Annotated in this window: 18 protein-coding genes and 1 pseudogene; 12 read left to right on the top strand and 7 right to left on the bottom strand. The window is 68.9% G+C overall.

Annotated features, from left to right (window positions below):
- Nucleotides 1–3: 3 nt before the first annotated feature.
- The 4 genes from ACWGJM_RS27430 (at nucleotide 4) to ACWGJM_RS27415 (ending at nucleotide 5,247) form a co-directional block, all read left to right on the top strand.
- Nucleotides 4–1,692 carry a type III PLP-dependent enzyme gene (locus tag ACWGJM_RS27430; protein WP_453414379.1) on the top strand — a complete coding sequence of 563 codons (1,689 nt, stop codon included), beginning with the start codon at nucleotides 4–6 and terminating at the stop codon, nucleotides 1,690–1,692.
- The gene (locus ACWGJM_RS27425) at nucleotides 1,686–2,873 is read left to right on the top strand and encodes an MFS transporter (RefSeq protein ID WP_453414393.1); all 1,188 of its coding nucleotides are present in this window, start codon (nucleotides 1,686–1,688) and stop codon (nucleotides 2,871–2,873) included. The genes ACWGJM_RS27430 and ACWGJM_RS27425 overlap by 7 nt, the downstream gene beginning before the upstream one ends.
- 131 nt (nucleotides 2,874–3,004) lie before the next feature.
- Nucleotides 3,005–3,472: a hypothetical protein gene (locus tag ACWGJM_RS27420; protein ID WP_453414378.1), complete on the top strand. Its 468-nt coding sequence runs from the start codon at nucleotides 3,005–3,007 to the stop codon at nucleotides 3,470–3,472.
- Nucleotides 3,473–3,570: 98 nt separating this feature from the next.
- On the top strand, nucleotides 3,571–5,247 hold the full coding sequence (locus tag ACWGJM_RS27415; RefSeq protein ID WP_453414377.1) for an NB-ARC domain-containing protein: 1,677 nt from the start codon (nucleotides 3,571–3,573) through the stop codon (nucleotides 5,245–5,247).
- Between the two features lie 3 nt (nucleotides 5,248–5,250).
- Here ACWGJM_RS27415 and ACWGJM_RS27410 read toward each other — a convergent pair whose 3' ends face one another.
- Nucleotides 5,251–7,236, bottom strand: coding sequence for an N-6 DNA methylase (locus ACWGJM_RS27410; RefSeq protein ID WP_453414376.1), 1,986 nt, complete (start codon nucleotides 7,234–7,236; stop codon nucleotides 5,251–5,253).
- A gap of 142 nt (nucleotides 7,237–7,378) precedes the next feature.
- On the opposite strand from ACWGJM_RS27410, the gene ACWGJM_RS27405 reads away from it, so the two are divergent.
- A complete protein-coding gene (locus ACWGJM_RS27405) occupies nucleotides 7,379–7,765 on the top strand; it encodes a protein kinase domain-containing protein (RefSeq protein ID WP_453414375.1) in 387 nt (128 codons plus the stop codon).
- A complete protein-coding gene (locus ACWGJM_RS27400; protein ID WP_453414374.1) occupies nucleotides 7,762–7,935 on the top strand; it encodes a DUF397 domain-containing protein in 174 nt (57 codons plus the stop codon). The genes ACWGJM_RS27405 and ACWGJM_RS27400 overlap by 4 nt, the downstream gene beginning before the upstream one ends.
- Here ACWGJM_RS27400 and ACWGJM_RS27395 read toward each other — a convergent pair.
- A pseudogene (locus ACWGJM_RS27395) lies at nucleotides 7,913–8,776 on the bottom strand (DUF5753 domain-containing protein); the annotation flags it as partial. The gene ACWGJM_RS27400 and the pseudogene ACWGJM_RS27395 sit on opposite strands and share 23 nt — an antisense overlap.
- 282 nt (nucleotides 8,777–9,058) lie before the next feature.
- On the opposite strand from ACWGJM_RS27395, the gene ACWGJM_RS27390 reads away from it, so the two are divergent.
- Complete coding sequence (locus ACWGJM_RS27390; protein WP_453414373.1) at nucleotides 9,059–9,445, top strand: ATP-binding protein; 387 nt, start codon at nucleotides 9,059–9,061, stop codon at nucleotides 9,443–9,445.
- Between the two features lie 385 nt (nucleotides 9,446–9,830).
- Nucleotides 9,831–11,939: a hypothetical protein gene (locus ACWGJM_RS27385; protein WP_453414372.1), complete on the top strand. Its 2,109-nt coding sequence runs from the start codon at nucleotides 9,831–9,833 to the stop codon at nucleotides 11,937–11,939.
- Nucleotides 11,940–11,991: 52 nt separating this feature from the next.
- On the opposite strand, the gene ACWGJM_RS27380 is transcribed toward ACWGJM_RS27385, so the two are convergent.
- Complete coding sequence (locus tag ACWGJM_RS27380; RefSeq protein ID WP_453414371.1) at nucleotides 11,992–12,516, bottom strand: hypothetical protein; 525 nt, start codon at nucleotides 12,514–12,516, stop codon at nucleotides 11,992–11,994.
- A gap of 507 nt (nucleotides 12,517–13,023) precedes the next feature.
- On the opposite strand from ACWGJM_RS27380, the gene ACWGJM_RS27375 reads away from it, so the two are divergent.
- Nucleotides 13,024–14,079, top strand: a complete 1,056-nt coding sequence (locus ACWGJM_RS27375) for an EcsC family protein (RefSeq protein ID WP_453414370.1) — start codon at nucleotides 13,024–13,026, stop codon at nucleotides 14,077–14,079.
- A 38-nt stretch (nucleotides 14,080–14,117) separates the two neighbouring features.
- Here the strand turns inward: ACWGJM_RS27375 and ACWGJM_RS27370 are convergent, their stop codons facing one another.
- Entirely contained in the window at nucleotides 14,118–14,825 is a 708-nt protein-coding gene (locus tag ACWGJM_RS27370; protein ID WP_453414369.1) for an 8-oxoguanine DNA glycosylase OGG fold protein, read from the bottom strand.
- Nucleotides 14,826–14,940: 115 nt separating this feature from the next.
- On the opposite strand from ACWGJM_RS27370, the gene ACWGJM_RS27365 reads away from it, so the two are divergent.
- The gene (locus ACWGJM_RS27365) at nucleotides 14,941–15,309 is read left to right on the top strand and encodes a hypothetical protein (protein ID WP_453414368.1); all 369 of its coding nucleotides are present in this window, start codon (nucleotides 14,941–14,943) and stop codon (nucleotides 15,307–15,309) included.
- On the opposite strand, the gene ACWGJM_RS27360 is transcribed toward ACWGJM_RS27365, so the two are convergent.
- From ACWGJM_RS27360 to ACWGJM_RS27350, 3 genes are all read right to left on the bottom strand, one after another.
- Nucleotides 15,304–18,606: a type ISP restriction/modification enzyme gene (locus ACWGJM_RS27360; RefSeq protein WP_453414367.1), complete on the bottom strand. Its 3,303-nt coding sequence runs from the start codon at nucleotides 18,604–18,606 to the stop codon at nucleotides 15,304–15,306. The genes ACWGJM_RS27365 and ACWGJM_RS27360 overlap by 6 nt on opposite strands.
- Nucleotides 18,607–18,810: 204 nt before the next feature.
- Nucleotides 18,811–19,893 carry a DNA polymerase III subunit beta family protein gene (locus tag ACWGJM_RS27355; RefSeq protein ID WP_453414366.1) on the bottom strand — a complete coding sequence of 361 codons (1,083 nt, stop codon included), beginning with the start codon at nucleotides 19,891–19,893 and terminating at the stop codon, nucleotides 18,811–18,813.
- Between the two features lie 76 nt (nucleotides 19,894–19,969).
- The gene (locus ACWGJM_RS27350; protein WP_453414365.1) at nucleotides 19,970–21,976 is read right to left on the bottom strand and encodes a serine/threonine-protein kinase; all 2,007 of its coding nucleotides are present in this window, start codon (nucleotides 21,974–21,976) and stop codon (nucleotides 19,970–19,972) included.
- Nucleotides 21,977–22,301: 325 nt separating this feature from the next.
- Here ACWGJM_RS27350 and ACWGJM_RS27345 point away from each other — a divergent pair, with 325 nt between their 5' ends.
- Nucleotides 22,302–23,213 (top strand): hypothetical protein, encoded by a 912-nt coding sequence (locus ACWGJM_RS27345; RefSeq protein WP_453414364.1) that lies wholly within the window; start codon nucleotides 22,302–22,304, stop codon nucleotides 23,211–23,213.
- Between the two features lie 891 nt (nucleotides 23,214–24,104).
- Nucleotides 24,105–24,590 (top strand): hypothetical protein, encoded by a 486-nt coding sequence (locus ACWGJM_RS27340; RefSeq protein WP_453414363.1) that lies wholly within the window; start codon nucleotides 24,105–24,107, stop codon nucleotides 24,588–24,590.
- Nucleotides 24,591–24,592: the final 2 nt, after the last annotated feature.

Below are 24,592 nucleotides of genomic sequence, written 5' to 3'. Positions count from 1 at the left end.
GACATGTCCGCGCCGCTGGCCGCCGCGCTGGCCGCCGCCTCCGGGGACACCGTCGTCTTCGACCTGCTCGGGATCGAGGCCCAGTACGACGCTCTCGTACGGGAGTTGCCCGGCGCGGCCGTCCGCTTCGCCGTCAAGGCGTGCCCCGTCGACGAGGTGCTGACCTGCCTCGCCGACCGGGGTGCCGGCTTCGACGCGGCGAGCCCGGCCGAGATCGCGCAGGCGTTGCGGACGGGCGTACCCGCGGACCGTATCCACTACGGCAACACCGTCAAGTCCGACGCGGGGATCGCCGAGGCCCACCGGCTCGGTGTCCGGACCTTCGCCACCGACAGCGTGCAGGACGTGGCCGCGATCGCCGCACACGCGCCGGGCGCCCGGGTGTTCTGCCGCCTCGCCACCAGCGGGGAGGGGGCCCTGTGGGGGCTGAGCCGCAAGTTCGGCTGCTCACCGGACGACGCGGTGCGGGTGCTGACGGCGGCTCGGGCGGCCGGGCTCACCCCGGCGGGGCTGTCCGTGCACGTCGGCTCCCAGCAGATGACGGTCGAGGCCTGGCAGGACGCCTTCGACACCCTCGCCGAGGTGCTCGTGGCGCTGCGCCGGCGGGAGATCGTGCCGGACCACGTCAACCTCGGCGGCGGCCTGCCCGCGCTCGGCTACCTCGACCGCTGGGGCCACAGGCTCGAACCCCCGCTGGACAAGATGTTCACCGTCATCCGCGAAGGCATGGAGCGACTGCGGGAGGCCGGCTCCGGCCCGCTCGACCTCGTCATGGAGCCCGGCCGTCACCTGGTGGCGGACCACGGCGCAGTCCGGGCCCACGTGTACCGGATGACCGCACGCCGGCGACCGGACGGAGCCGCCGAGCACTGGCTGTACCTGAGCGTGGGGAAGTTCAACGGGCTCTACGAGATGGACCAGTTGGGCTACCGGCTGGTCTTCCCCGGCCACGCGGGCCGGAACGGGGCGGAGTACGTCCACGCCGTCGTCGCGGGCCCCACCTGCGACAGCGACGACACCTACGGAGCCGGGCACCACCGGGTGCGCGTGCCCGGGGACCTGGCCTCCGGCGACCCGGTCTGGATCCTGTCCGCCGGCGCCTACGCCATCAGCTACATGGCCCAGCACTTCAACGGCTTCCGCCCACTTCCGCACGACGTCGCACGCATCCGCCCCGTCGCCGGCGCCGACTGGCCGGCCGTGGCGGCCCTGGAAGCCGCCGCGTACGCGGACTGCTCGCTCTCGGAGGGCCAGGACGCCCTGGAGTCCAGGGGCCGCAGCTCGCCGGACACCTGCTTCGTCCTGGAGCTCGGCGGCCGGATCGCGGGCTACGTACTCTCCCTGCCCTACCCGAGGTTCCGCTACCCGGACCTCACCAGACCCGAGGACACGGTCTTCCACTCCCGTAACCTCCACCTGCACGACCTCGTCGTCGCCGAGGACCTGCGGGGCCGCGGACTGGGCAGCCTGCTGCTGCGCCGGCTGACGACCGCCGCCGGGGCGAGCGGCTTCGAGCACATCTCGCTGGTCGCGGTCGGCGGCATGGAGACCTACTGGCAGGCCCACGGCTACCGGCCCCATCGTGAGGCCGGACTTCCGCCGGGCTACGGCAGCGACGCGGTGTACATGTCCACCGGGCTGCGTACCAGCGGCCCGCACGACGGCGAGGAGCCGGGCCGATGCAGATGCTGAAGCACACGCCACGCGCCCACGACGGATTCCGCCGCGAGAAGTGGGCGATCGCGGCCCTGTTCTGCTTCCTCGGCTTCCAGTACGCCACCTGGGCCTCCCGGCTCCCGGCGCTGAAGACCAGGCTGGACCTGACCGAGCAGGAACTGGGGCTGCTGCTCATGGCCTGCGGCGCGGGCGCCGCCGCCTCCTTCCCGCTCGTCGCGTCCCTGACCCGGCGACTGGGCTCACGGCGCCTGGCGCTCGGCTCCGCCCTGTGCCTGGTCGCGCTGCTCCTGGCCCTGTCCGTGGCGCCGAACTACCCGACGGCGCTGCTGGTCATCTGCTGCGACGGCGTCGCCGTCGGCTGCCTGAACGTCGCCATGAACGCACAGGGTGCCGCGCTGGAGAGCAAGTACGGCCGCACCGCCATGTCCCAGCTCCACGCGACGTTCAGCGCCGGACTGCTGGGCGCGGCACTCCTGGCCTCCGGCGTCAACACGGTGACACCGGCCGTCACGGCCCACTTCGCGGCGGCCGCCGTCCTGCTCCTGGCGCTCCTCGTCCGGGCACGGTCGCGGCTGCTGACCGACGGGCCGCCGGAGCAACGGCCGCAAGAGCGGAGGACACGCCGCTCCGGACTTACCCTGCCGTCCAGCATGACGCTGTGGATGGGCTGCGCCATGGCCTTCGGCACCATCACCGAAGGCGCCATGAACGACTGGTCGGCGCTCTACCTGAAGGACGTCGTCAAGGCCTCACCGGCCGTCGCGCCGCTGGGCATCGCCGTCGTCTCGGTCATGATGCTGCTGGCCCGCGTGTGCGCCGACCGCTGGCGCAGCCGCTGGGGCGACGCCCGGGTCGTCCGCGTCGGCGGCGCCGTCGCCGGCCTCGGCCTGGCCCTCGCCCTCGCGGCCGGCGGGGTACTGCCCACACTGGCCGGTTTCGCCTGCGTCGGCCTGGGGGCGGCGGCGATCACCCCCTGCGTGTACGTCGCCGCGGCGGCGCACGGCCCGGACGCGCTGGCCCTGGTCGCCGCGATGGGCACCACCGGCCTGCTGGCCGGCCCCGCCCTGATCGGCTTCATCGCGGGCGCCGGCAGCCTCACCCTCGGCATGTCCGCGGTCGCCGCCTCGGCCCTGATCGTGTCGCTCTGCGCGCTGCGGATCCGGTGGGGGACCGGTGCCGTTGCCGTCGGGAACTAGGCGGCGACGCCGGCGGGGTGCTGCGGCGCGGTCGTCGATGCGCGACTGATTGCGCCGAGTTCCCCGTGGGTGGGCGACTGGTGCGCTACGGTCTGGGCAACGGGCGGGACGAGTGGACAACAGGGCGGGGAATGCTGGAACAGGCGTTGACGGCCTTGGCCGCGATGGGCGGTGCCGCAGTAGTTCAGGCGGCCGGAACGGATGCCTGGGGTGGCTTCCGGGCCGCAGTGGCTCGATGGTTCGGCCGAGGCAGCGCAGAGCGTGAGGGCGCCGAGATCGAGCGTCTCGAGCGCAGCGCCGCCGCACTCGCGGCAGCATCCGGCGGAGCCGACCGGGTGCGCGAGGAAGGCCTGTGGCAGGCGCGTTTCGAAGCCCTCCTGGAAAGCGTGGACGGGGCCGCTCGAGCGCAAGCCGCGACCGAACTGCGATCGTTGCTCGCCACCTACGTCCCCGTCGGTCCTAAGGCGGCCGTCGATCCTGCCGGAGTGTCCGTCGGCGGAGACGTGCACCTTCAAGCGGAACACGGATCGGTTGCCGCGCTCCGCATGGGAGACGTCGTTCTGGGTTCCCCTTCGAGGCCGGGCCCGGACCGGGGCTGACGAGACCCGGCACCCCTTCACGCCCCGACACCACGTCAGGCACCGCCGTCCACGCGCAGCACGGCGGCATCGCCGCCCGAAACATCGGGCTGATCCAGATGCAGACCCTGGCGCGTCCGCGCCTGGTCTCCTGGCCGCATCAGATCGGGATCGTCCCTCCCCAGGCGGACTGCTTCCAGCACCGCGACGCGGCCGATGCCCTGGACCGGGCCCTGGCAGGCCATGTGGCTGCGGCCTCGGCGGGGCCGGCAGCCACGAGAGGATGCCTGATCCTCGTCGGTGCCGGCGGGGTGGGCAAGACGCAGTTGGTCGCCCAGTACGCCCGTCGCATGTGGCATTCGGGAGACATCGATCTGCTCGTCTGGCTGAGTGCCTCGACCCCCGAAGCGATCGTCGACGCCTATGCCCAGGCGGCCCGCCGCGTGCTCGACCTCGATCACCAGGGCCCGGGACAAGCCGCCGAAGTGTTTCTGACCTGGCTGGGCCAAGACCATGGGAAGCGCTGGTTGGTCGTACTGGACGACGTCACCCAGCCCGCCGACGTCCATGATCTCTGGCCTCCGCACGTCCCCGGCGGCCGGACCCTGGTCACGACCCGCAACCGCGACGCCGCCTTCCTCACGCAAGACCGCGCATTCGTCGAAGTCGGCTTGTTCACCCCCGAGGAATCGCACGCCTATCTCAGCACCAAGCTGTCCGTTCACCAGCGACATGACAGCGCGGGGCAGATCAGCGCGCTGGCGGAGGACTTCGGACACCTTCCGTTGGCGCTCGCCCAAGCCGTGCCGTACATGGTCAACAAGCATCTGGACTGCGCCGCGTACCGCCAGCGCCTGGCTGACCGCAGGCTGGCCCTCCCCGACGTGCTGCCGGACATCGGCGGCCTGCCGGACGGACAGCGACACACGGTTGCCGCCGCATGGTCCTTGTCGGTCGATCTGGCGGACAGGCTCAACCCCCCAGGGCTCGCCCGGCCCCTCCTCCAGATGGCCGCGATGCTCGACCCCAACGGCATTCCCGGCCCGGTTCTCGACGGGGGGCCGGCCCTCGGCCTCCTCAGCCGGGACCGCGCCACAACCGTCGACTTCGACGACGTCACGTGTGCGCTGTGGAACCTCCACCAGCTCAGTCTCATCGACCACACGCCCGAGGTCCTCCACCGAGCCGTCCGCGTCCACCAGCTCATCCAGAGGGCGGTTCGTGAACCGCTCCCGCCGGACCGGTACCGGCTGCTCGCACGAACCGCCGCGGACGCCCTGGCGGACGCCTGGCCCGACCGCGAACGCGATATCGACCTGGCCCGGGCCCTGCGCGCCAACACCGAAGTGCTGAACGACCATGCCGAAGGGGCGCTCTACCAGCCGAGGGCTCACGGTGTGCTCTACCGCTGTGGCCACAGCCTCGGCGAGGGCCGTCAGATCGGCGCAGCCGCTGATCATTTCGCCCGTCTCGCCACCGGGGCCCGGCGTCATCTGGGCGACGAGCACCCGGACGCCCTCCAGGCCTGTCATGACTCCGCGGTGTGGCGGGGGAGGGCTGGCGACGCGAAGGGAGCCGCCAAGCTCTTCGCCGAGCTCCTCGTACCCACCTTGCGTGCGCTCGGCGACACCCATCCACAGAGTTTCACTGTGTGGAGGAACCTCATCGACTGGCGGGAAGCGGCGGGCGACACGGCCGGGGCAACGGCCGCCGGTGCCGGTTTCCTCGACCACCTGACGCGAGTGCTGGGACCCGATCATCCGTTGACGCGCGCTCAGCAGCGGTTCGCCCGGTGACGGTCAGGTGGCCAGCCCACCCGCGGCAAGGCGGTCACTCACGTCGCTCACCAACCCCTTACCGGAACTCTCGGCCTTGGTGACGAGCGCTTCGAAGGCCCTGAGGCGACGGAACGTCTCGGCGTACGCCGTCTGCCTCTCCAAGGGAAACTGCAGTACCTGGAGACGCCGGATGTCGACCCGGGACGAACTGGAGGCGTGGGTGCCTGCCTGGCGGCCGTTGGCCGGTGCGCGCAGACAGCCCGCGAGGAAGTGGGCATCGAGCTTCTCGGGGTTCACCCGCAAGGCGAAGAGCTGAGGGCCCAGGGCCACCGGCGGTCCTTCGTGGACCCACGCCTTGAAGGCCCGGATCACTCCGGCGACCACGACGTCACCCTCCTCGGCGACGGCGTGGGCCGAGTCGACGGGCAGCAGTCCGCCGGGCGCGCCGTCGTGCAGGAGGTCGGCGACGGTGAGGAGCGGCACGGTGGCCCCGCGAGTCGGTGTCACCGTCTCCAGCGGTTGTTGTCCGGCGCGCAGTGTCAGGGCGCCGGCTTTGACCAGGTCTCCCACGGACGCGGTGGTCTGCGGGGCACCGGCCTCGAAGTCGAGCACGGAGAGGTGACGCGCGTGATCGGCCAGGTCGGCCAGCAGCGATCCGAACTCGTCCCACTTGGCGAGGAGTTCCTTGCGGGAGGGTTCCGTCGTCGATGCGGTGTAGCGCCCCGGGGTGACGTCCACCTCGTCGTCCAGCAGGTCCAGCAACGGGACTCGGACCGCTCCCTCCGGTGGGTCCTGGTCAGGGTGTTCGAGGGTCGCCATCGCGGTCAGGACGAATGACCCGAGAGCGGCCCAGTCGGGGCTCGGCTCGCGCGATCCGGGCCTTGCGAAACGTGTCGCATCCACCAGCAGGGCGTCCTGGCTCGGGGGAGCGGCGGCAGAGCCGTCCGCCGCTGCCTGGAGGATCCACAACTGCAAGGACACACTGTGCGGTTGGGCACTGCCGGGAGGCAGGGACACCACCGACCGGAGCGCCCCGGTGCGCAGCAGCGAACCACGGATACGGCGGCCCGCCTTGCGCGACGCGACCGCCGGCGGAAGGACGACCACGGCGGCCCCACCGGGCTTCAGGTGGGAGAGCAGGTGCTGCACCCAGGCCAGTTCGGGTTCGGTCCGTGGGGGCAGCCCATGGGTCCAGCGCTGGTCGGTGGCGAGCTCCTCGTAGCCCCAGTCACGTTCGTTGAACGGCGGGTTGCAGAGCGCGATGTCGGCCCTCGCTCCGGTGAAGGGGTCCTCCCGCAGCGCGTCGGCCGTGGCGACGCGGGTACGCATGTCACGGTCCTCCGCGACGAACTCGAGCCGGGCGGACGCCAGGGCGGCCAACGCCGCGTCCAGTTCGCAGGTGAGCAGTTCCAGACCCGGACGGTCGTACTCCTGCGCGGCCGCGGCGGCCAGGTGTCCCGTACCGCACGCCGGATCGAAGACGGTGAGTCCGTCCTTCTCCGGGCCGAGCCGGACGGCGAGGGCGATCCGGACCATCAGCGCGGCGAGTTGCGGCGGTGTGGTGCTGAGCTGCCGTACATGGGTTTCCAGCCACCGTTGCAACAGGAACTCGAAGGTTTCGCGCGGTCCCTCCGCCCGCCCCAGTTTCGCCGCCTCGGCCACCAGGTCCCGGGCCTGTGCGGAGAGTTCGGGATGGGCGATCCGTGCTTTGGCGGAACGCATCCGGCGAGCTGCCTCGGCGACGGCCAGTCCGGACTCGTTCCTGCTGCCCAGCGCCTCGAAACGCGGCCAGAGGAGCTCCCGGCCGCCGATGTCCTTCAGCTTCCCGTTGTCCCGCAGCCACTGCTCGACCTCGGCCAGCGAGAACTGCGGGCTGACGTCGGTGCCCCCGATCCGGGTGGGAAAGGAGTCGTGGCGGCGGCGCCAGTTGCTCACCGCGGCTCGCCCGACACCTGCGATCCGGGCGATCTCGGCCAGGCTGACGGGTACGGCGTCGGTGGTACTCATCGATCAGTCTCCGAGTCATGTGGCGGCTGGGCTGGTCGGCGTCCCAGCGGCCGCATTGCTGGGAAGGCTACTACGCTCATTGACTTTGTTCACAGGGTTCACGTTCCACCTTGATGTGTGGGGAATGTGGAGGTCAAGAAAGATGCCGGGTCTCGCGCCGGGATTGGTGCTCAGTGACCGCTATCGGCTGGAGTCGGTTCTGGGCCGGGGTGTGATGGGACAGGTGTGGCGAGGCCGCGATCTGCCCCTCGACCGCCCCGTGGCCGTGAAGACCGTCGCCACGGAGCTACTGGCCGTGGCGAGCGGGCGCGACGCGGCCCTGACCCGGTTCGGCAGGGAGACACGGGCGGCCGCGCGCCTGCATCACCCGAACGTAGCGACCGTCTTCGACGCGTCACTCGCCGACGACACCTGTTGCCTGGTGATGGAACTGATCGAGGGCACCACTCTCGAGTACCTCTTCGACCAGCAGGAGGACGGGCGGTTCGACGTCCCCTCGGCAGCCGCCGTCGCCGCTCAGCTGCTATGAGCACCGACCAGCACACTCGTCAGGCCGCTGAACTGGACTGGTTCAAGAGTAGCTACAGCGGGACGAACGGTGGCGACTGCGTGGAGGTGGCCGCCGGCCTGCACGCCGTGTATGTACGGGACTCGAAGGCATCGGACGGTGGGTCGTTTTTGCGGATCGCTCCCGGGTGAGTGGGCGGGCCTGCGTGCGCAGCATCCCATACCGCAGCCAGAACTCGCTGACCTCGTCCTGATCAGACCTGACGGTCGCCACACCCTGAGCATCGACGTAGACGTGCCGCTTGCGGTCCGTCGACTCCAGCAACACCATGGGCCCGTTAAGTCCACTATGGGCCCCTCGGGAGGTCGGCATGACCTGAAGCTCGACGTTTCGCATCTGCGCGCATGTCAGCAGGTGCTCCAACTGATCGCGCATGACCGCATCGCTGCACACGGTTCGCCGGAACGCGTCCTCCTCCACGATGAACACGAACACCACGGGCGTGTTCTTCCGGGACAGCAGGGCCTGGCGCGCGAGTCGCGCTGCCACACGTTGCTCGACGACCTCCTCGTCCAGAGGCGGAAAGTGCGCTTCGAGGAGCGCCTGTGCGTAAGTCTCGGTTGCAGTAGCCCAGGGATGAGCAGGGGATCGTACGAGAACCTGCTCAGCGCTTCGGCCTCCAGGAGCGCTACGTTCCTGAAAAACCTCGGCAACTTAGCCCGATCCACCTCATCCTGAAGAACCTCCAGAACTCCACCCGCCCCCAGCACCCGCTCCGCCGCCACCGTGAACGCCGCCTTCGCCGGCCGTCGCCCCTGCTCGACCGAGGCGACCTGCTCCAGCGTCGTTGAGCTGCTGCTGGTTCAACCCGGCCCGCTTCCGCAGATGCTGGAGCAGCACACCGTACGCCGACCACACGCCAGGCAGATCCGGCGCCTTCTCCTTGGCCTTCAGCGCCCGCCCGCTCCGCCCGTCCCGTACCGCCTTCACACGCCCACGCCCTTCCGTCCCGAAGCGCACCCCGCTGCACATCCACCCACTGGGCCATGTTCAACGCGGGCCGTAGCAAAGGGGAACGAGCAAATCCCGTACAACGCCCGTACAGGCCCCGTACAGCCAAGATGACTGTCAGCCGCTCACCCCGTACGACGAGACCGACGTACGGCCGTCGTACCTGGTCAGCGGACCCCTCGCCCACTCACCCTGACACCGTGACACAGCATCAGCTCGCCGACGGGACGCAGCCGCCCCGTACTCCCACCCCCACCCACCACCTGGCCCTGCGCTTCAGCAGCACCAGACGCGGCGCCCCGCTTGGCCCGCCAACTCGCCATCCAGCAGTTCACCGAGTGGACGGCCCTCCCGCACGACTCCGACCCCGCCCGAACCGTCGCCCTCGTAACGGCCGAACTCGCGGCCAACGCGATCCGCCACGGCAGCCTCCCCGGCCGCGACTTCCGCCTCGCGCTGCTCCTCCTGCCGTACGCACTCCGCATCGAGGTGACCGACACCCGCCCGGAGCGCCACCCCCGGCCCGCTTCCACCGCCTCGCAGGCGCCGGACGCCCCATCGGGATGGGGACTGCTGCTGGTGGAGGCGTACACCGAACGCTGGGGCTGGGAAAGCCGGGACGCCCACACGAAGACCGTGTGGGGCGAGGTGGCGTTTCCATCCTCGCCCGCCTGGCAGGCTTCCCCATGAAAGCCGTGGAACCGGAAGCCTGGCGCAGATGCCATGTGCTCGGGTGCCGATGGGGCCGGCTTCATCGGTCTACTCCTCTCCTGTTCGGGGCGGTTGGCCGATTCCTTTAGGCGCCTGAGTAAACCGTGAGCCTGGGCATAGTTCGCTTGACGTGAACCTGTTGTGGTGAGACCGAACAGTTGTCTCACAGGAAGGTCATAGGTTGACCCTCCCCAGCAGAAGAAGACGCCGTACAGCCATCGCCGCGGCCCTCGCGGTCGTCCTCGGATCCGGGGCCGCGGCCACCGCCAGCTACGCGGCTCCCTCCGACTTACCGCCGCCCGTGCACGGCCCCCAGGCACGGGCTGCGGCTGCGGCTGCTCCGAACACGCCCAACGGTCCCGAAGTGGGGCCGCCGTTCAAGCAGTCCGGCAGCGTGTGGCAGGCCGACAGCACCACACCGACGCTACAGAACACCGTCACTGCCCCCAGCGGGCACAAGACGACCTCGACGTTCGAGGTCCACACCACCGACAGCAGTGGCAAGCCGACCGGCACGGTCGTGAAGCTCACGGACGACAACAAGTGGGGCGTCCTCGTATCCGGTGAGGTCACAACGGGCCAGCCGACGTCGGTGAAGGTGCCCTCGGGGAAGCTGAAGAACGGTGTGACGTACGCGGTCCGCTCCTCGGGGTACGACGCCACCAGCAAGACGTACGAGAGCGACTGGTCTCCTTATTCGACGTTCAAGATCAGCGTTCCGAAGCCGGCCACGCCGGCGAAGCCGAAGAGTGTGGTGAACAACGGCAAGCCCGGACAGTTCACCGTCACCCTGCCTTCCGGGCACACGGCGAAGTGGGTCGAGTGGCAGCTCGACGGCGCGGCCTGGAAGCGTGTCGACGCTGCCGGGCAGACGTCGGTCACGATCGACACCGGCCTGCGCTCCATGGCCAGGGTGTCCGGCGACCACACATTGAACGTGCGCACCGCCAACGACAGCGGGAGTTCGGATCCGGTCACGGTCAGGTTCACGGGCGACGGAACCTCTGGTTCCGGCCCCAAGGTGGACATCACTCTGGACGCGCCGGACGAGTCGGTGAAGCAGCCGTCGCATCAGGACGGGCCAATTCCGATCTCTCTCGTGACACAGGATCCTGCGGCCTCACGAAGTGCCAAGGGCCTGGAGACGTGCCACAAGGACGGTGATGTGACGTACTGCGTGAAGACGAAGCGCAGGACGGACCTCGTGGCGAAGATAGACCCGAACAAGCCGCAGCCCAGCCGGGCTCTACGCGCCGCGACCTACGACCAGTGCTTCGACGGCCCCGCCGACCAGAGTGGCGTGATCGGGACCTTCACGCGTACCGAGGCGTGCGTAGCCCCGGAAGAGGTGACGCTCACCACCCTGGACACCGACGGAATCTGGAGCAAGTCGGTGTTCCTCGTCAGGGCCAAGGTGCAGCTTGACGCCAAGTCGCGGAAGATGACGCAAAGCGTCAAGATCGAGAAGAAGTCCTTCGACGGAGCTGTCTCCGCTGTCGAGTTCGAGGTCTTCCCCTACTGTGTCGGACCACAGCTCGGGTGCAGGCAGGACAAGAAGTTCTCGTGGGACGGCCCTACGCTGTGGACGTCTGCGGTGCAGCCCACTCCGGACGACCACTCGATCACGGGCACGATGCCCATGGAATGGGTGTCGCAGTTCACCGGTGCCGACACGAAGGACTCCCTCAACTCCGAGCAGTTGGAGATGTCCTGGTCCTACACGGCGAAGGTGGTGACCGTCGACAAGTCCCACACGTTCGAGGAGGAGGACGCCGGTCTCGCCCCGCTCAAGGCCCGCTGCGACTCGGTGTACGCGACGCCTGGCTGCGTCTTCCCGGACTACAGGCCCGGCTACGTCTTCAACTCCAAGAAGTACCCGGAAGCCGCCGCCCATGCGTGGCTGTATCAGAACAAGCTGCCAAGTCACTGGGGGGCGTTCGACCATCCGTTGCGGTTCCTGCCGGACAAGGTTCCCAACGGCACGGCCGGTGACCGCAACGAGTACGGGCGGGACCCGGACAAGAACCGTCAGGTGATCTGCGGATCGAGCTCCGGCTGGGACCCGCACCCGGATGCTGTCAAGGGCCTGGTCGAAGGCAAGAACGACAAGATCAACTGCGACGAGATGGCGTTCGCGTCGACCTACCAGTCCGGTGGGATGCCCGCGAACATGAAGGGCACCAACCCGGTCGGATCCGGCGCCGAGTGTCTCCAGACGTACGCGACACGGCTCGGCGCGAACGGAGACGGAGCCTGGAAGTTCTACAGCGATGAACGCAAGCACGTTCCGACCTGGAACGAGGAGTGCGGTCGGTCGGCGATCTCCGGCTGGATGAACTCCGGATCGGCTGCGGCCCTTCCTGGCTTCAACAGCAAGTACCGGATGCTGGACCAGGACAAGTTCTGGGTCCTCGTTCCTGGCTTCGAGTCGTGCGACCCGAGCAGGGACACGGTGAAGTGCTCCATGTCCTGACCGGACACCACTGATCAGCCGGCCACCCACACACAGTGGGTGGCCGGCTGCTTCACCAGGTGAGCCGGCCGTCCGACACCGCTCGTCCTCCGTCGGCTTCCAGTCGCTCGGCGACGTTCGCAAGCCGGTCGGACAGTGTCTGCTCCGATTCTTCGGGGGGGACGAACATGTTCTCCCGTGAGTACCAGCCGAGACGGCCCGTGCGGACATCGATGAAGTGGAAGTCCCTGGGGAAGGGGTCGGTGGTGTCCGTCGCGAGGGCCTGGACCCATGGCAGTCTCTCTCCGGCCAGATCGTCGAGGACGATCTCCATCATCGACCGGGAAGCCGTGCACTCCGCCACGGAGAACAGGTCGTAGCCGCAAAGAAGACCCTGGCTGGTGCCGTCGTGGATCTTCCACAAGGCCCGTAGCTCGGGCGGCAGGGGGCCCATGGTGTTCTCGGCCTCTTGGATGGCTGAAGGCTCAGCGGCAGGCGGGAGGGTCGCATAGGAGCTTGGCGCATGCTCCCGCAGCCAGGACTCGATCCGTTCCCATGCGTCCAGGGTCTGCTCGACTCGTATCTGCTCGTCGGTCATACCCCGTGACCTTACGGGGCTCCTGGGGCGGAACTGTGGCATCGGCCATTCGGTGCGTTCGTAGTTGGAGGCGCAGGCCCTCAGCACCAGCGCTGCCGTTCTTCTGGCCGAACTGAATGGGGCTGCCATGGAGTTGGCATGAGCGGCATGTGGTGATCGGGCTGCGGGGATGGAGGTCGCAGCCCCCGGCTTCTGAGTTCGGTCAGGACCTGCTGCCAGTGCATGGCGCCTTTACCACCTTCGCCGGCCCAAATTCCAAGATATCCCTCGAACCCTTCACGGACTTCGCGGAACGCGTAGTCTGCTTCATGATGTTCCTCCCCGGCAGGCTCTTCGGTACTGAACTAGCGTTTACTGGCCGGGAGTTGCGCGACTCTCCGTCAGGCCCGGCGAATGTGGCCGAGGTTTCTGCGGGAAGCCACAAGGAGTTCCTCGTCCAGCGGCCCAGACTCATGTCCGCATTCACGTGGGACTGCTTCCAAGCACTCTGATATCGAGGCGAACGACATGACTCTCTCTGCTTACGAACAACGGGAGTGGGACCGACTCCAGAAGCGAAAGGAGGCTTCCCTCAACAAGCAGGCGCGGAACCTGATTCCGCAGCAGGCCCGGGACCGGCTCGCTTCGCTCGGCCAGAAGGCGATGAGCGCCCCGGGCGCGGACAAAGTGGTTGCCGCCTACGGCGGAGCCGCACAGGGTCTCGGCAAGGCTGTGGGAGGCACCGCAAGTCGCACAGTGAGCAAAAAACGTGTTGTTGAGCAGTATCGACGTGCCGGACACGACGTACCCGGGTTGCAGGAGATCCGTGAGCTCGACCTGCGGGTCGTCGATGAGGTCGCGAGACACAACTTGGTTCGGTACGGCCACGCGCTCTCGGCAGTGGCAACTGGCCTTGGATCCGCCGCAGCCGTGACAGGCGGAGAGGTGCTCGCCAGCGCCGGAACAATCGCCGGCGCAGGCGCGGGTGCCGCACCCGGACTCGGGACCGTGGCCGGGGCGATGGTCGCTGACACTGCAGCGATGTTCGCCCTTGCCACTCGAACGGTCGCCGCCACAGCTCTCTACTACGGCTACTACCCGAGCGATCCCGAAGAGGAACTCTTCGTGATGTCAGTGATTGCTCTCGGAATGTCCACGGGCACGTCGGCGAAGACGGCCGCGTACGCCGAACTGTCTCAACTCACCCAGTTGCTGGTAAGGAACGCTCCTTGGGCAAAGTTGAACGAGAAGGTCCTCACCAAGATCGCCCAGGCCTTCGCGGCGAAGTTCACGCAGCACCTGACGAAGAAGAAGCTCGGGCAGTTCGTGCCCGTCGCCGGCATGGCTGTCGGCGCAGGACTGAGCTACATGCTCATCGATCGAATCGCTGTTTCGGCGCGCGACGCGTATCGCGAACGCTTCTTGATCGAGAAGTCGAGCGGCGACCTGACCGGTGACCTGAACTACGGCGACACCGACCTCGCACAGGACGATGACGCGATCGGCGTGATCGAACTGCTCTGGGAAGAGGGTGCTCTGCCGACGTCTCCCCCGTGCGACTCCGAGGACCAGCCGTACAACTGAGCTCGGTGCACCGCATCAGCCACATGAGATGACGGAAGTTATGCAAGTTGCTTGCCGCGGGCGAACAACGTGGCCTCGATCTGGTCGGGGAGGACACCCGCTTTCTGCGCGTGCTCGTGGGCGAGGAACAAGTACTGGCGGTACAACGGCGTCGTCCATCCGCTTGTGGGCCACTTCTCGCCGGTGTCAGCGGCCCGCAGTGCCAGGGCGACGAAACGGTCCAGGATCAGCGGACGCCACGCTCCATCGCACTGCTCGTGACCGGCGAAGTAGATCACCTTCGTGAAGAACGCCGGGCCCAGGAACTTGATGTGCTGGTCGTTGTTGAAGGCGTAGTACGCCGCGACGGGGCCCTCCTCCCGTAGCGCGCCCAACCCACCCTCCAAGCGCGCGTCGATGTCCCCGGCGGAGGCGGCCGCGAAGATGTCTGCGCGGCGCGCGACCGACCGGGCCTTGGTTCCCGTGCCCCAGACGAGGGCGGCGATCAGCAGGTGCCGACGGCCTTCGACGGTGTCCGATCGGCAGGCGACACCGAACACCGTGTTGCGGTCGACTCTCCGCCGACCGGCCACCGTCGGGCAGTCGTCGAGCTCCGGCGGCCACCAGTCGGCGCTGGGTAGAAGAGGCAGCCAACGAGCCCGGTCGAACGGGATCGCTTGCCCGAGCACCTCGCCACGGTCACGGAGGGGAGTCCCGGTGGGCATCAAGTCCACCTCGGCCGCCGTCATGCTTTGAGTGTTCCGCATCGCCGTATCAACTCCTCGGTGTCGGGGCGCCGGGACGGCAGCCGCAAGCAATACTGGAGGCATGCTTGTTCCCAGCGGTCAGCTGTCGCCGCTCCAGCAACACTTGTTGCGGGAAATGGATCTGTGTGACCTCCCGGCTCCCGAGACGGCGCCGGAGTCCTACGCGGCCCGGGACCTCGACACGGACGAGGTCCGGGACGCCCTGCCGACCCTGTTGTGGTCCGGGCTGGTCGAACAGCGCGGCGGCGACCAGGGCGCCCTCCGCCTCACCCCACTCGGCGCGGCGGTCCTGCGCGAGGCGGAGTGCGACGAGCTGACGGCTCGCCTGAGCGCGGTGGCGTCCTTCGCCGACACCGTGTCCCGGGGCGCGCCGCCCCGTACTGCTGGGCACGCCCTGAAACGGCTCGCGGAAGGGACATGGACCCTGGAGCAGGCGGAGTCCTACGTTCGCACGGGTGACGCGGGCGGCGCCGACCTCTCATGATTCGTCCCACTGGCCGAAGTCCAGGACGACACGGCGCCGGGCGCGCGTCGCCCCGGGCTGCGGAGGGAGAACGCCTGCGGACGTGAGGTCGGCGACAGTGATGACCGGCGAACTCACGATCTTGGCGGTGAGCGCCTGCTGCGAGGGTGCGAGGTCGACCAGCCGCCGGAGCACCGACAGCAGCTCGATCAGCTCTTCCGTCCACTCGCTCGGCCAGGCCGTCACGTGGATCTCGTCCAGCGGGCTGGTCTTTCTGCTGGTGGGGGAGGCCTTCCGGTAGCCGAACCACTTCTTGATGACGTGCATGCCACCGACTTCGTAGTTCCAGACTTCGGGCGGGACTCCCGTGAACGTGCCCGGGCCCACGTGCAGGGTGCTGGCCTCCTTGTCGTAGCTGAGCGTGTCGGGCACGGTGGAGCCGATTCCTGTCGCATACCGCACCTGTCGTGGGTCTCCCGACGGGAAACCGACGCCGTCCTGGCCGGACGCTGGCACATCGGGTGGGGCGCCGACCTCGCCGTAGGTCGCCGCCCACAGGAACTCGCGGCCGAGGCGGACCGCCTCGCGCCACAGTTCCGGGTCGCGGGTGAGAGGTAACCGGACGCCGGGGGTGAGGAGTTCCTCGGTGAAGTGCTCGGTGAAGGCGCTGTGACCGGCGACAGCCACGGCGTATGCGGCGAGGTCGTGCACGGTCACCTGGTCCCGGCCGAGGGCGGCGGCCACGTACCGGAGCAGGCCTGTGGGCACGTTGGCGCTTCCGTCGGGATGGAGAATGGGATGCACCCTTCCGCCTCGGCCATTGAAGTGGTGCGTGTCCGGTAACAGTGCGGTCGCCACCAGCGCCGGGCCGCTGTTGATTTCGTGGCTGCTTTGCTGGTTGAGGAACAACTGCCCAGGCTGCAAGGAATCCCATAGGTCGGGCCGTGGGAAGTCGAGCGCCCGGTTGTCGGCGATGAGCCACTGGCGGTCGAAACTGCGCCGGGCGATCCGCGCAAGCAGTGGGCGGCTACCGGCCTCTTCGTCGATAGTCCGGTCGGGATGGGGAAATCCCGGCAGACATCCCACTCGTCTGTCGAGCTGGCGGTCTCGTGTCTCCTTGAACAGCAGCGCCTTGACCTCAGGGTCCTCCTCTGCCTGGAGACGAGCCCAACGCTGCTGAAGGAGCGACTTGTACGGCGAGTTCACCCAGGACCTGTTCGTTGTGATGCCAAGGCTTCCCCACGGGAACAACTCGTCCAGCGCCGGATAGTCCTCCCACCCCGACAACGTGGCCGGAGTAAAAGGCCGCACCCCCTGCACGTGCGCATCCCGCCAGCCCCCATCATCCAGCCGCACCCCGCGAAGCTGCTCGAACTTCTCCGCCCGCCGGCCATGCAGAGCCCGGTAATGGATGCGCGCAGGCGCGTGGGAGTCGTGATCCGCGCGCCGTACGAAGACGCAGATCGACAGCGGCTGGGCGACGTGCGGGAACACCCGGGTGGCCACGTCCGACCGCTGCCCCTCCGGCGACAGGTTGATGACCCACCCCTCGTCGCACGTCCTGCGCAGATAGTCGCGCATGCCCCGCCCGGCGGGCCCGGTGGCGAACGCGGACGGGGTGATGAAGCAGACGACGCCGTGGCGGTCGTCCGCATGGGCGTCGAAGACCTTCCAGGTGGCCCAGCGCCAGAAGTAGACGTACATGTTCTTCAGCGCGTGCTCGTAACGGCCGTTGCCCGGATGACGGAAGTCGTCCAGGGGAGGACGGCCCTGGCCTTTCACACGCTTCTCGATCCAACCGCCGCGGTTCTCGGCCTTGTCGTCGTACGGCGGGTTCGAAATGACCACGGTGACGGGGACATTGGCCTTGACGTGGTTGGCGCGGGCGCGTGACACCGACAGGGCCGCGTACGTCGAGGCGAGCTGCTCCTCTTGGACGTACGGGTCGTCGAGCGTGTCCGTGACGTGGAGGTTGAGGCCACCCGGCGGGAGCTCGGCCCCGTGCTTCTTCAGCAGGTCGGCCGCGCGGAGTTCGGCGACGGCGAACGGGCCCATCTGGAGCTCGAAGCCGTACAGACGCTCGGCGAGCCGGCCGATCGCGTCGGGTGCCATGGCCTGGCCGTGTCGCTCGGCCGCCTGCCGGGCCACCCGCTCGATGATGGTGTGCAGGTAGGTGCCGGTGCCCATGGCGGGGTCGACGATGTGCACGCTCTCGTCCCCGTATCCGCGCGCCTTGCCCAGGCGGGTGCGCAGCACCTCTTCGGCGAGGCGGACCATCTCCTCCACCACCTGGTGCGGGGTGTAGTACGAACCGCTGCGCTGGCGGAGGCTGTCGTCGTAGACGGAGAGGAACGACTCGTAGAGGTGGAGGTAGGCGTCCCGATTGCCCTGGCGGATGGTGTCCCACTCGACGGCCGCGACGGTACGGGCGAGGAGGTTCAAGGTCACCTCGAACCGCTCGTTGACGTTGTCGGTGAGGAGTTGGAGGGCCTTGCCCATCAGGGCGTGGCCGGCGTTGAGGCGGCGGCCGATCTCGTGGAAGCTGCTGCCGGTGACTTGGATGCGCTCCGTTCGGGCGAGGAGCAGCGCGAAGGTGACGGTCTGGGCGTAGCCGTCGGCGAAGGTGGCGTCGTCGGCGGTGGGGAACAGGAGCCGGCGCCAGTCGCTTCTGAGACCGGTAAAAGGGCGCTCGGCCGTGGAGTCGGCCGCGTCGAGTCCGGCTTCGGCCCGCAGCTGTTCTCGTACGGCCTCCCGCAGCAGGCGGCACAGCGGCGCGATGTGCTGGACGAGTACCGAGACGCGCCGGATCTTCGGCGGTTTCCAGCAGAGCACGGCCTGGGCCAGCGCGTCGAAGGCGGCGAGGTTGCCGGCTGTCAGCTTCTCTCCGGCGCTCTTCAGGGCGCCCGACAGGACGACCTCCTCACCGATCTGTACGCCGTACTGGAAGACCCGCCAGTGCGTGCCGTTGGTGTAGAGCAGGTTGGGGAGGTCGCGCAGGCGCTCCCACTGCCTCTTGTCGTGACCGGTGAAGGAGTCGGGGTCGATGGGCTTCTCCGGCCGCTTCACCTCGATGTAACCGGTCACGTCCGCCTTGACGCGGACGGCGTAGTCGGGGCGCACTCCCAGGTGGGGGATGCGGGTCTCCGGGTGCCAGCTGACCTCGTCCATCGCGTGGTGCGCGGCCATGGTGCGGAACAGTTGCTCCAGAGGGCCGCGGATGGCTGCCTCGCGGTCACCGGGGCCCGTCAGGTTCCGTTTGCATTCGGCGCCGAAGGTGGAAACGGCCTCTTGGAGCCACTGAAGACGTGCGTCACCCATCGATTGTTCCCCCCGAGCCCCCAGGCCCCGACGACATACGGGACCATTCCCTCTTCGCGAAGTATGGGACAGAGACATGTCAAATGGGAGGGGCGTACAGGATTTCAAGGGAGGTGACGGTGCGCCCCCACAACACAGCAGTGGGCAGACGAGAGGGCCCGCCATAGTGTGGGCGGGCCCATCGACAACTGTTGCCGCGGTCGGCTAGTCCTCCAGGCGGACCGGCATCAGGATCGAGAAGGTCAGCTCGTCGTCGGGCCGACGGATCGCGATCGGTGCCGTGGGAGCGCCGAGCTCCAGGATCAGCTCGTCACGATCCTCGGCGGCGAGCGCGTCCAGCAGGAAGTCCCGGTTGACGCCGACGTCGTGCCGGCCGTCGTCACCGTCCTCGCAGAGAGTCACCGTGCCGTCGTCCTCGACCCTGAGCACGCTGACGTCGCAGCGCTCGCCGTCCTGCTTCCGCAGTTCGCTCGCGCGGACCGGACCGGCCTTCAGCGCCTCATGGAAGGCCGCCGTGCCGACGAGGGCCCGGCGGCCTTCCGGCAACTGCACCAGGCGACGGTAGTCGGGGAAGTCGTGGTCGAGGCACTGGCCGGCCGTCTGACGGTCTCCCGACTCCAGCGACACACGGTCACCTTCCACGGCGAGCCGCACCGGTTCCCCGCCCTGCAACAGTGCCCGCATCTCATCGGCGAGAGGCAGCGGCACGATGGCCTGCACGCGGGGTCCGTCGTATCCGGTGGTGGCGGCCTGGGCGACGGCCATCCGGTAGCGGTCGGTGGCCGCCACCCTCAGTGCCTCGCCCTCGATGTCGAACAGGACACCGGCGAGCACCGGCAGGTCCGGGTCCGAACCGGCCGCGAAACGGACCGCGTCCAGCGCGTCGGCCAGTTCGGTTGCGGGGACGGACAGTTCGACCGTGGTGGTGCTGAGCGAAGTCATGGGGTTCTCCCTTTGGTTGAGCAGTGCTCGGAGGGCGGAGAACTCGCTGCGTGCGTCGGACAGGCCCAGTTCCAGGCGACGCAGGTGCGCCCGGAGGAGCCCCCGCACCAGATCCGTGTCCGTGCTGGACCAGCCGGCCAGTACCAGCCGGATGTCCGCCAACGGCATACCGGCCCGGCGCAGACGGGCCAGCACTCGTGCCTCCTCCAGCTGCCCGGGGTCGTACCACCGGTAGCCGCTGACCGGGTCCACCCAGGCGGGGACCAGCACACCGGCACGGTCGTAGAACCGCAGCGCACTCACGCCCAGCCCACTGGCCCGCGCCATCTCCCCGATGCTGCGCATCTCGTTCTCCACACCCGGAACTCTGATCCCTCGACAAGGTCGAGGGTCAACCTCGGCCATGGTCGGCAAGTGTCACTCAGGCCGGGCAATCGGCCTGCGTGGTGGCCGTGCCCCAACGGATCATCATGTAGTGGGAGCCGCCGATCTCCGCCACGGCATAGCGGGAGTACGGCCAGGCGCTTCCCGCGCTCTCCCGTTCACTCACGAGAGCCCGGCACGCCTCACCAGCGGCCAGGCCCGCCCAGGAGTCGACCTGCTGCTCGTTCCACTGCACGTAGTCCGACCAGACGTACATCGCCGAGTTGGCCGGGTCGAAGCCCACCTTGATCTGCGCGTTGCCGAGCACACGATCCGTGCCAAGCGTCTGACGCATCCCGTTCGTGCCCGCGATGATCTTCCTGGCGGCGCCGTCCGCGACCCGGATCTCCGCGCTGTCCGTACTGGGGATCATCGCCTGCCCGAGGCCGTCGTCGTCCGGCTGCCAGTCCTGCGAACCGTCCGTGTCCTGCCCGCTGCCGTTGTCGGCGGCCGACTGGCAGTCGGTGTTGGCGACGAAGTCGTCCTGCCAGGTCACCTGGGGATCCTGCCCCTGTTGCTCCTTCACCATGACGTACGTGCGGTACGGCAGGTCGGGGTGCAGGCGGAGCACGACGTCCCGCAGCGTCAGACACATCGACCTGGCGATCTCCGTCTCCGCGTACATCGACCCCTGTTCGTCGGAGGTCAGCCGGTACGAGAGGTAGACCTCGCGGCGAGACTCGTGGAACCGCACGGTCTCCGGTGTGAAGTCGGCGCCGTCGCTGAGGTCCTGGGCCTCCACGCCCTCGTCGTGCAGGACCGCGCGCGCCACGTCGTGCTCACCCGCGCCCTGCGCGGCTCGCGCTTCCTGCCAGCTCGCCGCGCTCGGCTCACCGCCGCTGGATGCCTGTTGCTTCGACGCCGGGTCTGCCTTCGCGGTGCTCGCGGAGGCCTGCGCGGACCCCGTCGCGGCAAGCGGCGACGCCGCGGAAGTGGACGGATGGTGGCCGTTTCCGGTGTCGCCGGGCAGCAGCGCCGCCAGTCCTCCGGCAAGTCCGCCGACGACGCCTGCCGCGAGGACGAGGGCGCCGGCCAGTCGCTTCTTCGAACGGCCCCGGTCCCTGGGCAACTGCCACGTGGGGTCCTCGGCGGGTGGTACATGCCAGACGGCCGTGATCATGTCCACGGCCGTCGCCGGCACCGCGTCGGCACTCGCCACCTGGGTGACTTGAGAGGCCAGCAGCGCCGCGCACTCCTGGGCGGCTTCGGCGGCAGACGGGCGGTCACCCGGTTCCTTGGCCAGCGCCTTCTCCACGGTCCGGCGCAGTGCCGCGGGGACACCGTCGAGGTCGGCCTCGCCCGACATCACGCGGAAGGCCACCACGTCAGGTGCGCCGACTCCGAAGGGCAGCCGTCCGGTGGCCCCGTAGGCCACGAGCGCTCCCCACGCGAACATGTCACCCGCCGGCCCCGCGCTGCCCTGACGGTACTGCTCGGGGCTGATCCAGCCGGGGGTTCCGGTCATGACTCCGGTCCGGGTCACACTGGTGCCGTCGGCGGCGTGCGCGATGCCGAAGTCGAGCACCCGGGGGCCGGCGGACGTGAGGAGGACGTTCTGCGGTTTCACGTCACGGTGCACCACTCCCACGGCGTGAATCGCGGCCAGCGCCTGTGCCGTGGCGGCCGCGAAGGCGTACAGGCTTCCGCCCGTGAGTGGCCCGTGAGCGAGGATGTGCTCGTTCAGCGTCGGCCCCGGAACGTAGGCCGTCGCGAGCCACGGGGTCGGCGCGTCAGGGTCGGCGGTGAGAAGTGGGACCAGGTGAGGTCCGGTCACGCGGGAGGACAGTTCCACCTCGCGCCGGAAACGAGCCCGGAACTCCGGCTCCTGGGCCTGCTCGGGATGAACCACCTTGACCGCCACGCGCATGCCGTCGGACGCGACTCCGGCGTGGACGGTTCCCATACCGCCCGCGCCGAGGCGGCCGACGATGCGGTAGGGGCCTATGCGGGAGGGGTCGCCGGGACGAGCCGGCTGGACTCTTCCACCGGAGCCGATTGCGCTCACGAATACTTCCTTGAACTGGGAAACGGCCTGGAACGGGCCGACAGGGTGTGACGGGTGATCAGAGTGCCATGCCTACGAGGGAGTCGGTCGGGGGAGCTGTCTGCCCGGCGTACTCGACACTGCCCTTCCGCATCACGGTCCCCTCCCCGGCCGTCGACGTGTGGCGACGTGAGCCTATGCGTCCTGCGCACCCATGGACAGTCAGATCGACGATCTCTGTGAACATTTGTTGTGAACTCAGTGCATGGATCGCATACTGAGGGCCTCAGCGTCACCTGCTCGCCGGCCGGTGACTCAGTGTTCCCGGCGTCCCTTGTGAGGTCCCATGCTCGACCACCGCCTCGTGCAGACCGCCGTGATCGGCCACAAGAACTCCGATCATCCGGTCATCCTGCCGATGGACGCCTGGGAGCTGGACCGATGGCGCAAGGCGCATCCCGACTACAGCTACTGGTGTGGGTTGCAGCTCGGCGGCTGCGGTGGTGAGTTGAGCGACCGTCGTTACACGACCAAGGTCTGCCACTTCGCCCACCACCCGACCGCCCCGGCCTGCAACCGCAAGAACAACGGTGAATCGAGCGCCGACCACCTCTTCATCAAGCGCGGAGTCCAGAGCCTGCTCGGCAAGCGGCGGGCGCGAGGCCAGGTGCAGACCCGGGATCTCGGCAACGGGCCCGGTGACGCGGTTGACGTGCATCTGCCCGACAGCCGGCGCCGCCTGCGTTTCCAGCTCAGCACCGTGGACTACCGGGCGTGGCGCCGGGCCGACGACGAACTCGCGGCGGACGGCGACGACATCGACTGGATCTTCGCGTCCGAGGGGGCGATCACCCAGCAGCTCCTCGGCCGACACGGCTACTGCCTCCGGGTCCGCTGCGAGACGGTGGGCGGCGAGCGCCGCGTCCACATCGGCGCCGAGGCCCGGGACCGGACGGTCGCGTGGACCCCGATGGAGGACTGTGAGCTGACGCCGTCCGGCCTCGTCACGCCGGACACCGAACGGATACGCCTGAGTCACCCCCGTCCCCGGCCGACCGCGTTCCCGCTCCAGGGCGGGCTCGTCTTCGCCCTCGCGCCGGAGGCCGAGGTGCCCGCCGACTCCCCGTTCGCCTCGGAGCGACGGCACCTTCTCGCCGCCGATGTGAAGCCCCTGGACAGCCCCATCGTCCGGGCCCTGATCTCCCTCCCGGCGGACAGTCCGGGTGCCACCCGCCGAGCACGTCTACCGGGTGACTGACGGAGCACGCCTCCTCGTCGCCGAGACCGGCGCGGGCTGGGCGGTCGAGGCGAACCGGTACGTACGCCTGAACGCGCACGACGCCCAGCGCACGGGGCTGTGGACGCCCCCGCCTCACGCTGTCACCGAGCAGGCGGCCACATCAGAGGTACCGAAGTCCCGGCAGAGCAGGACCGAGCCGCCCACCCTCCCGATGCAGACCGAGCCCGTCCGTGCCACGCGCTCCGTACCCGGTGGCGAAGCCCCGAAGGGCGGGGCGCTCTTCAGCCACGCCGAAATGGTGACCGCCGTGCGTGACGCGCTTGCTCAGCACGCGCGGGTCCAGTCCACCACCACGTGGGACACCTTGGCCCGCACCGTCAGTCCCGCACTCGCCAAGTATTCGGACACCGGCCGACGCGATCTGCTCGTGGCGGTCGACAGCCCCCTGCGGGACCACGCCCCGGTCCTGTCCGCGCTCATCAGGGACAGGGGAGAGCCGCTGCCCTATCTGTTCCGGGTGCTGTCAGAGCTCGGTGTCCGGCACGCGGCAACGTCCCATCGCATCAAACGTTGGGCCGCCGTGGAAACCGAGCGCGCATTCGCCGCCTACGGCGTTCCGCCGCGCGCCATGCCGCCCCGCATGTCTCTCCTGCCCGCTCAGCCGGCACTGCCGCCACCGGCGCCGGTGCCAAGCGGCCTGCCGACCGCGGCTCCGAAGCGCAAGATCTCCCGCGCGGTGCCCGAAACCTCAACTGTGCAACGTCTGCGTTCCCGCACGGCGGAACTCGAAGCGATGCTGCCGCTGTTGGGTAAGGGCCCCGTAAGCGAGCCCGTAGGTCGCTCAGCTCGGCTCAGACCTGGCTCGCCCTTCGCGACGGCGAGGTGCTGCCCCAGCCGCAGCACGACACCGTGGCCCGGAAGAAGCCCGGCCTCCTCATCGTGGTCGTCGAGGAAGCACTGGAGACCGCCAGGGAGAGCGTCGTGGCGGCCAAGCGCTTCCGGGAAATTCACGAAGGGAAACAACTCACGGGCATCGTCGCGCTGGAGACACAACTCGTCAACGTTGCAGCGCGAGGAGGCACGATCGAGATCGGACAGCTGAAAATCACATCGAAGAACCATGGCGCCCGCCGCGTTCTCGGCGATCTGGAAAGAGAAGCCGGCACTGACAGGCCCATGCTCTCCGCCCTCGTCGTCGGTAAGAACGGCGGCCCTGTGCCCTTCTTCCGCGACATCCTGAAAGCCGCGGGCCTGGCTGTCCCGCAGACCGACGAAGCACTGCTGAAGATCTGGCGCCGGGAGCAGGAACGCGCGCACGCCGCACACGCGAACCCGCCCCGCCCGCTGCCACCGCGGCTCGTGCCGAGGGCGTCCCATGCCGAGTCGGCGAAGTGACT

The organism is Streptomyces sp. NPDC054834 (assembly GCF_053611185.1).
This window is presented reverse-complemented; position numbering and strand designations above follow the sequence as displayed.

Coding starts and splice junctions, on each gene's coding strand:
- ACWGJM_RS27405 (WP_453414375.1), top strand. CDS start 7,379: ATGCCGGGTCTCGCGCCGGGATTGGTGCTCAGTGACCGCTATCGGCTG.
- ACWGJM_RS27345 (WP_453414364.1), top strand. CDS start 22,302: ATGCTCGACCACCGCCTCGTGCAGACCGCCGTGATCGGCCACAAGAAC.
- ACWGJM_RS27425 (WP_453414393.1), top strand. CDS start 1,686: ATGCTGAAGCACACGCCACGCGCCCACGACGGATTCCGCCGCGAGAAG.
- ACWGJM_RS27430 (WP_453414379.1), top strand. CDS start 4: ATGTCCGCGCCGCTGGCCGCCGCGCTGGCCGCCGCCTCCGGGGACACC.
- ACWGJM_RS27415 (WP_453414377.1), top strand. CDS start 3,571: ATGCAGACCCTGGCGCGTCCGCGCCTGGTCTCCTGGCCGCATCAGATC.
- ACWGJM_RS27365 (WP_453414368.1), top strand. CDS start 14,941: ATGGATCTGTGTGACCTCCCGGCTCCCGAGACGGCGCCGGAGTCCTAC.
- ACWGJM_RS27420 (WP_453414378.1), top strand. CDS start 3,005: ATGCTGGAACAGGCGTTGACGGCCTTGGCCGCGATGGGCGGTGCCGCA.
- ACWGJM_RS27375 (WP_453414370.1), top strand. CDS start 13,024: ATGACTCTCTCTGCTTACGAACAACGGGAGTGGGACCGACTCCAGAAG.
- ACWGJM_RS27400 (WP_453414374.1), top strand. CDS start 7,762: ATGAGCACCGACCAGCACACTCGTCAGGCCGCTGAACTGGACTGGTTC.
- ACWGJM_RS27380 (WP_453414371.1), bottom strand. CDS start 12,516: ATGACCGACGAGCAGATACGAGTCGAGCAGACCCTGGACGCATGGGAA.
- ACWGJM_RS27370 (WP_453414369.1), bottom strand. CDS start 14,825: ATGCGGAACACTCAAAGCATGACGGCGGCCGAGGTGGACTTGATGCCC.
- ACWGJM_RS27355 (WP_453414366.1), bottom strand. CDS start 19,893: ATGCGCAGCATCGGGGAGATGGCGCGGGCCAGTGGGCTGGGCGTGAGT.
- ACWGJM_RS27410 (WP_453414376.1), bottom strand. CDS start 7,236: ATGAGTACCACCGACGCCGTACCCGTCAGCCTGGCCGAGATCGCCCGG.
- ACWGJM_RS27360 (WP_453414367.1), bottom strand. CDS start 18,606: ATGGGTGACGCACGTCTTCAGTGGCTCCAAGAGGCCGTTTCCACCTTC.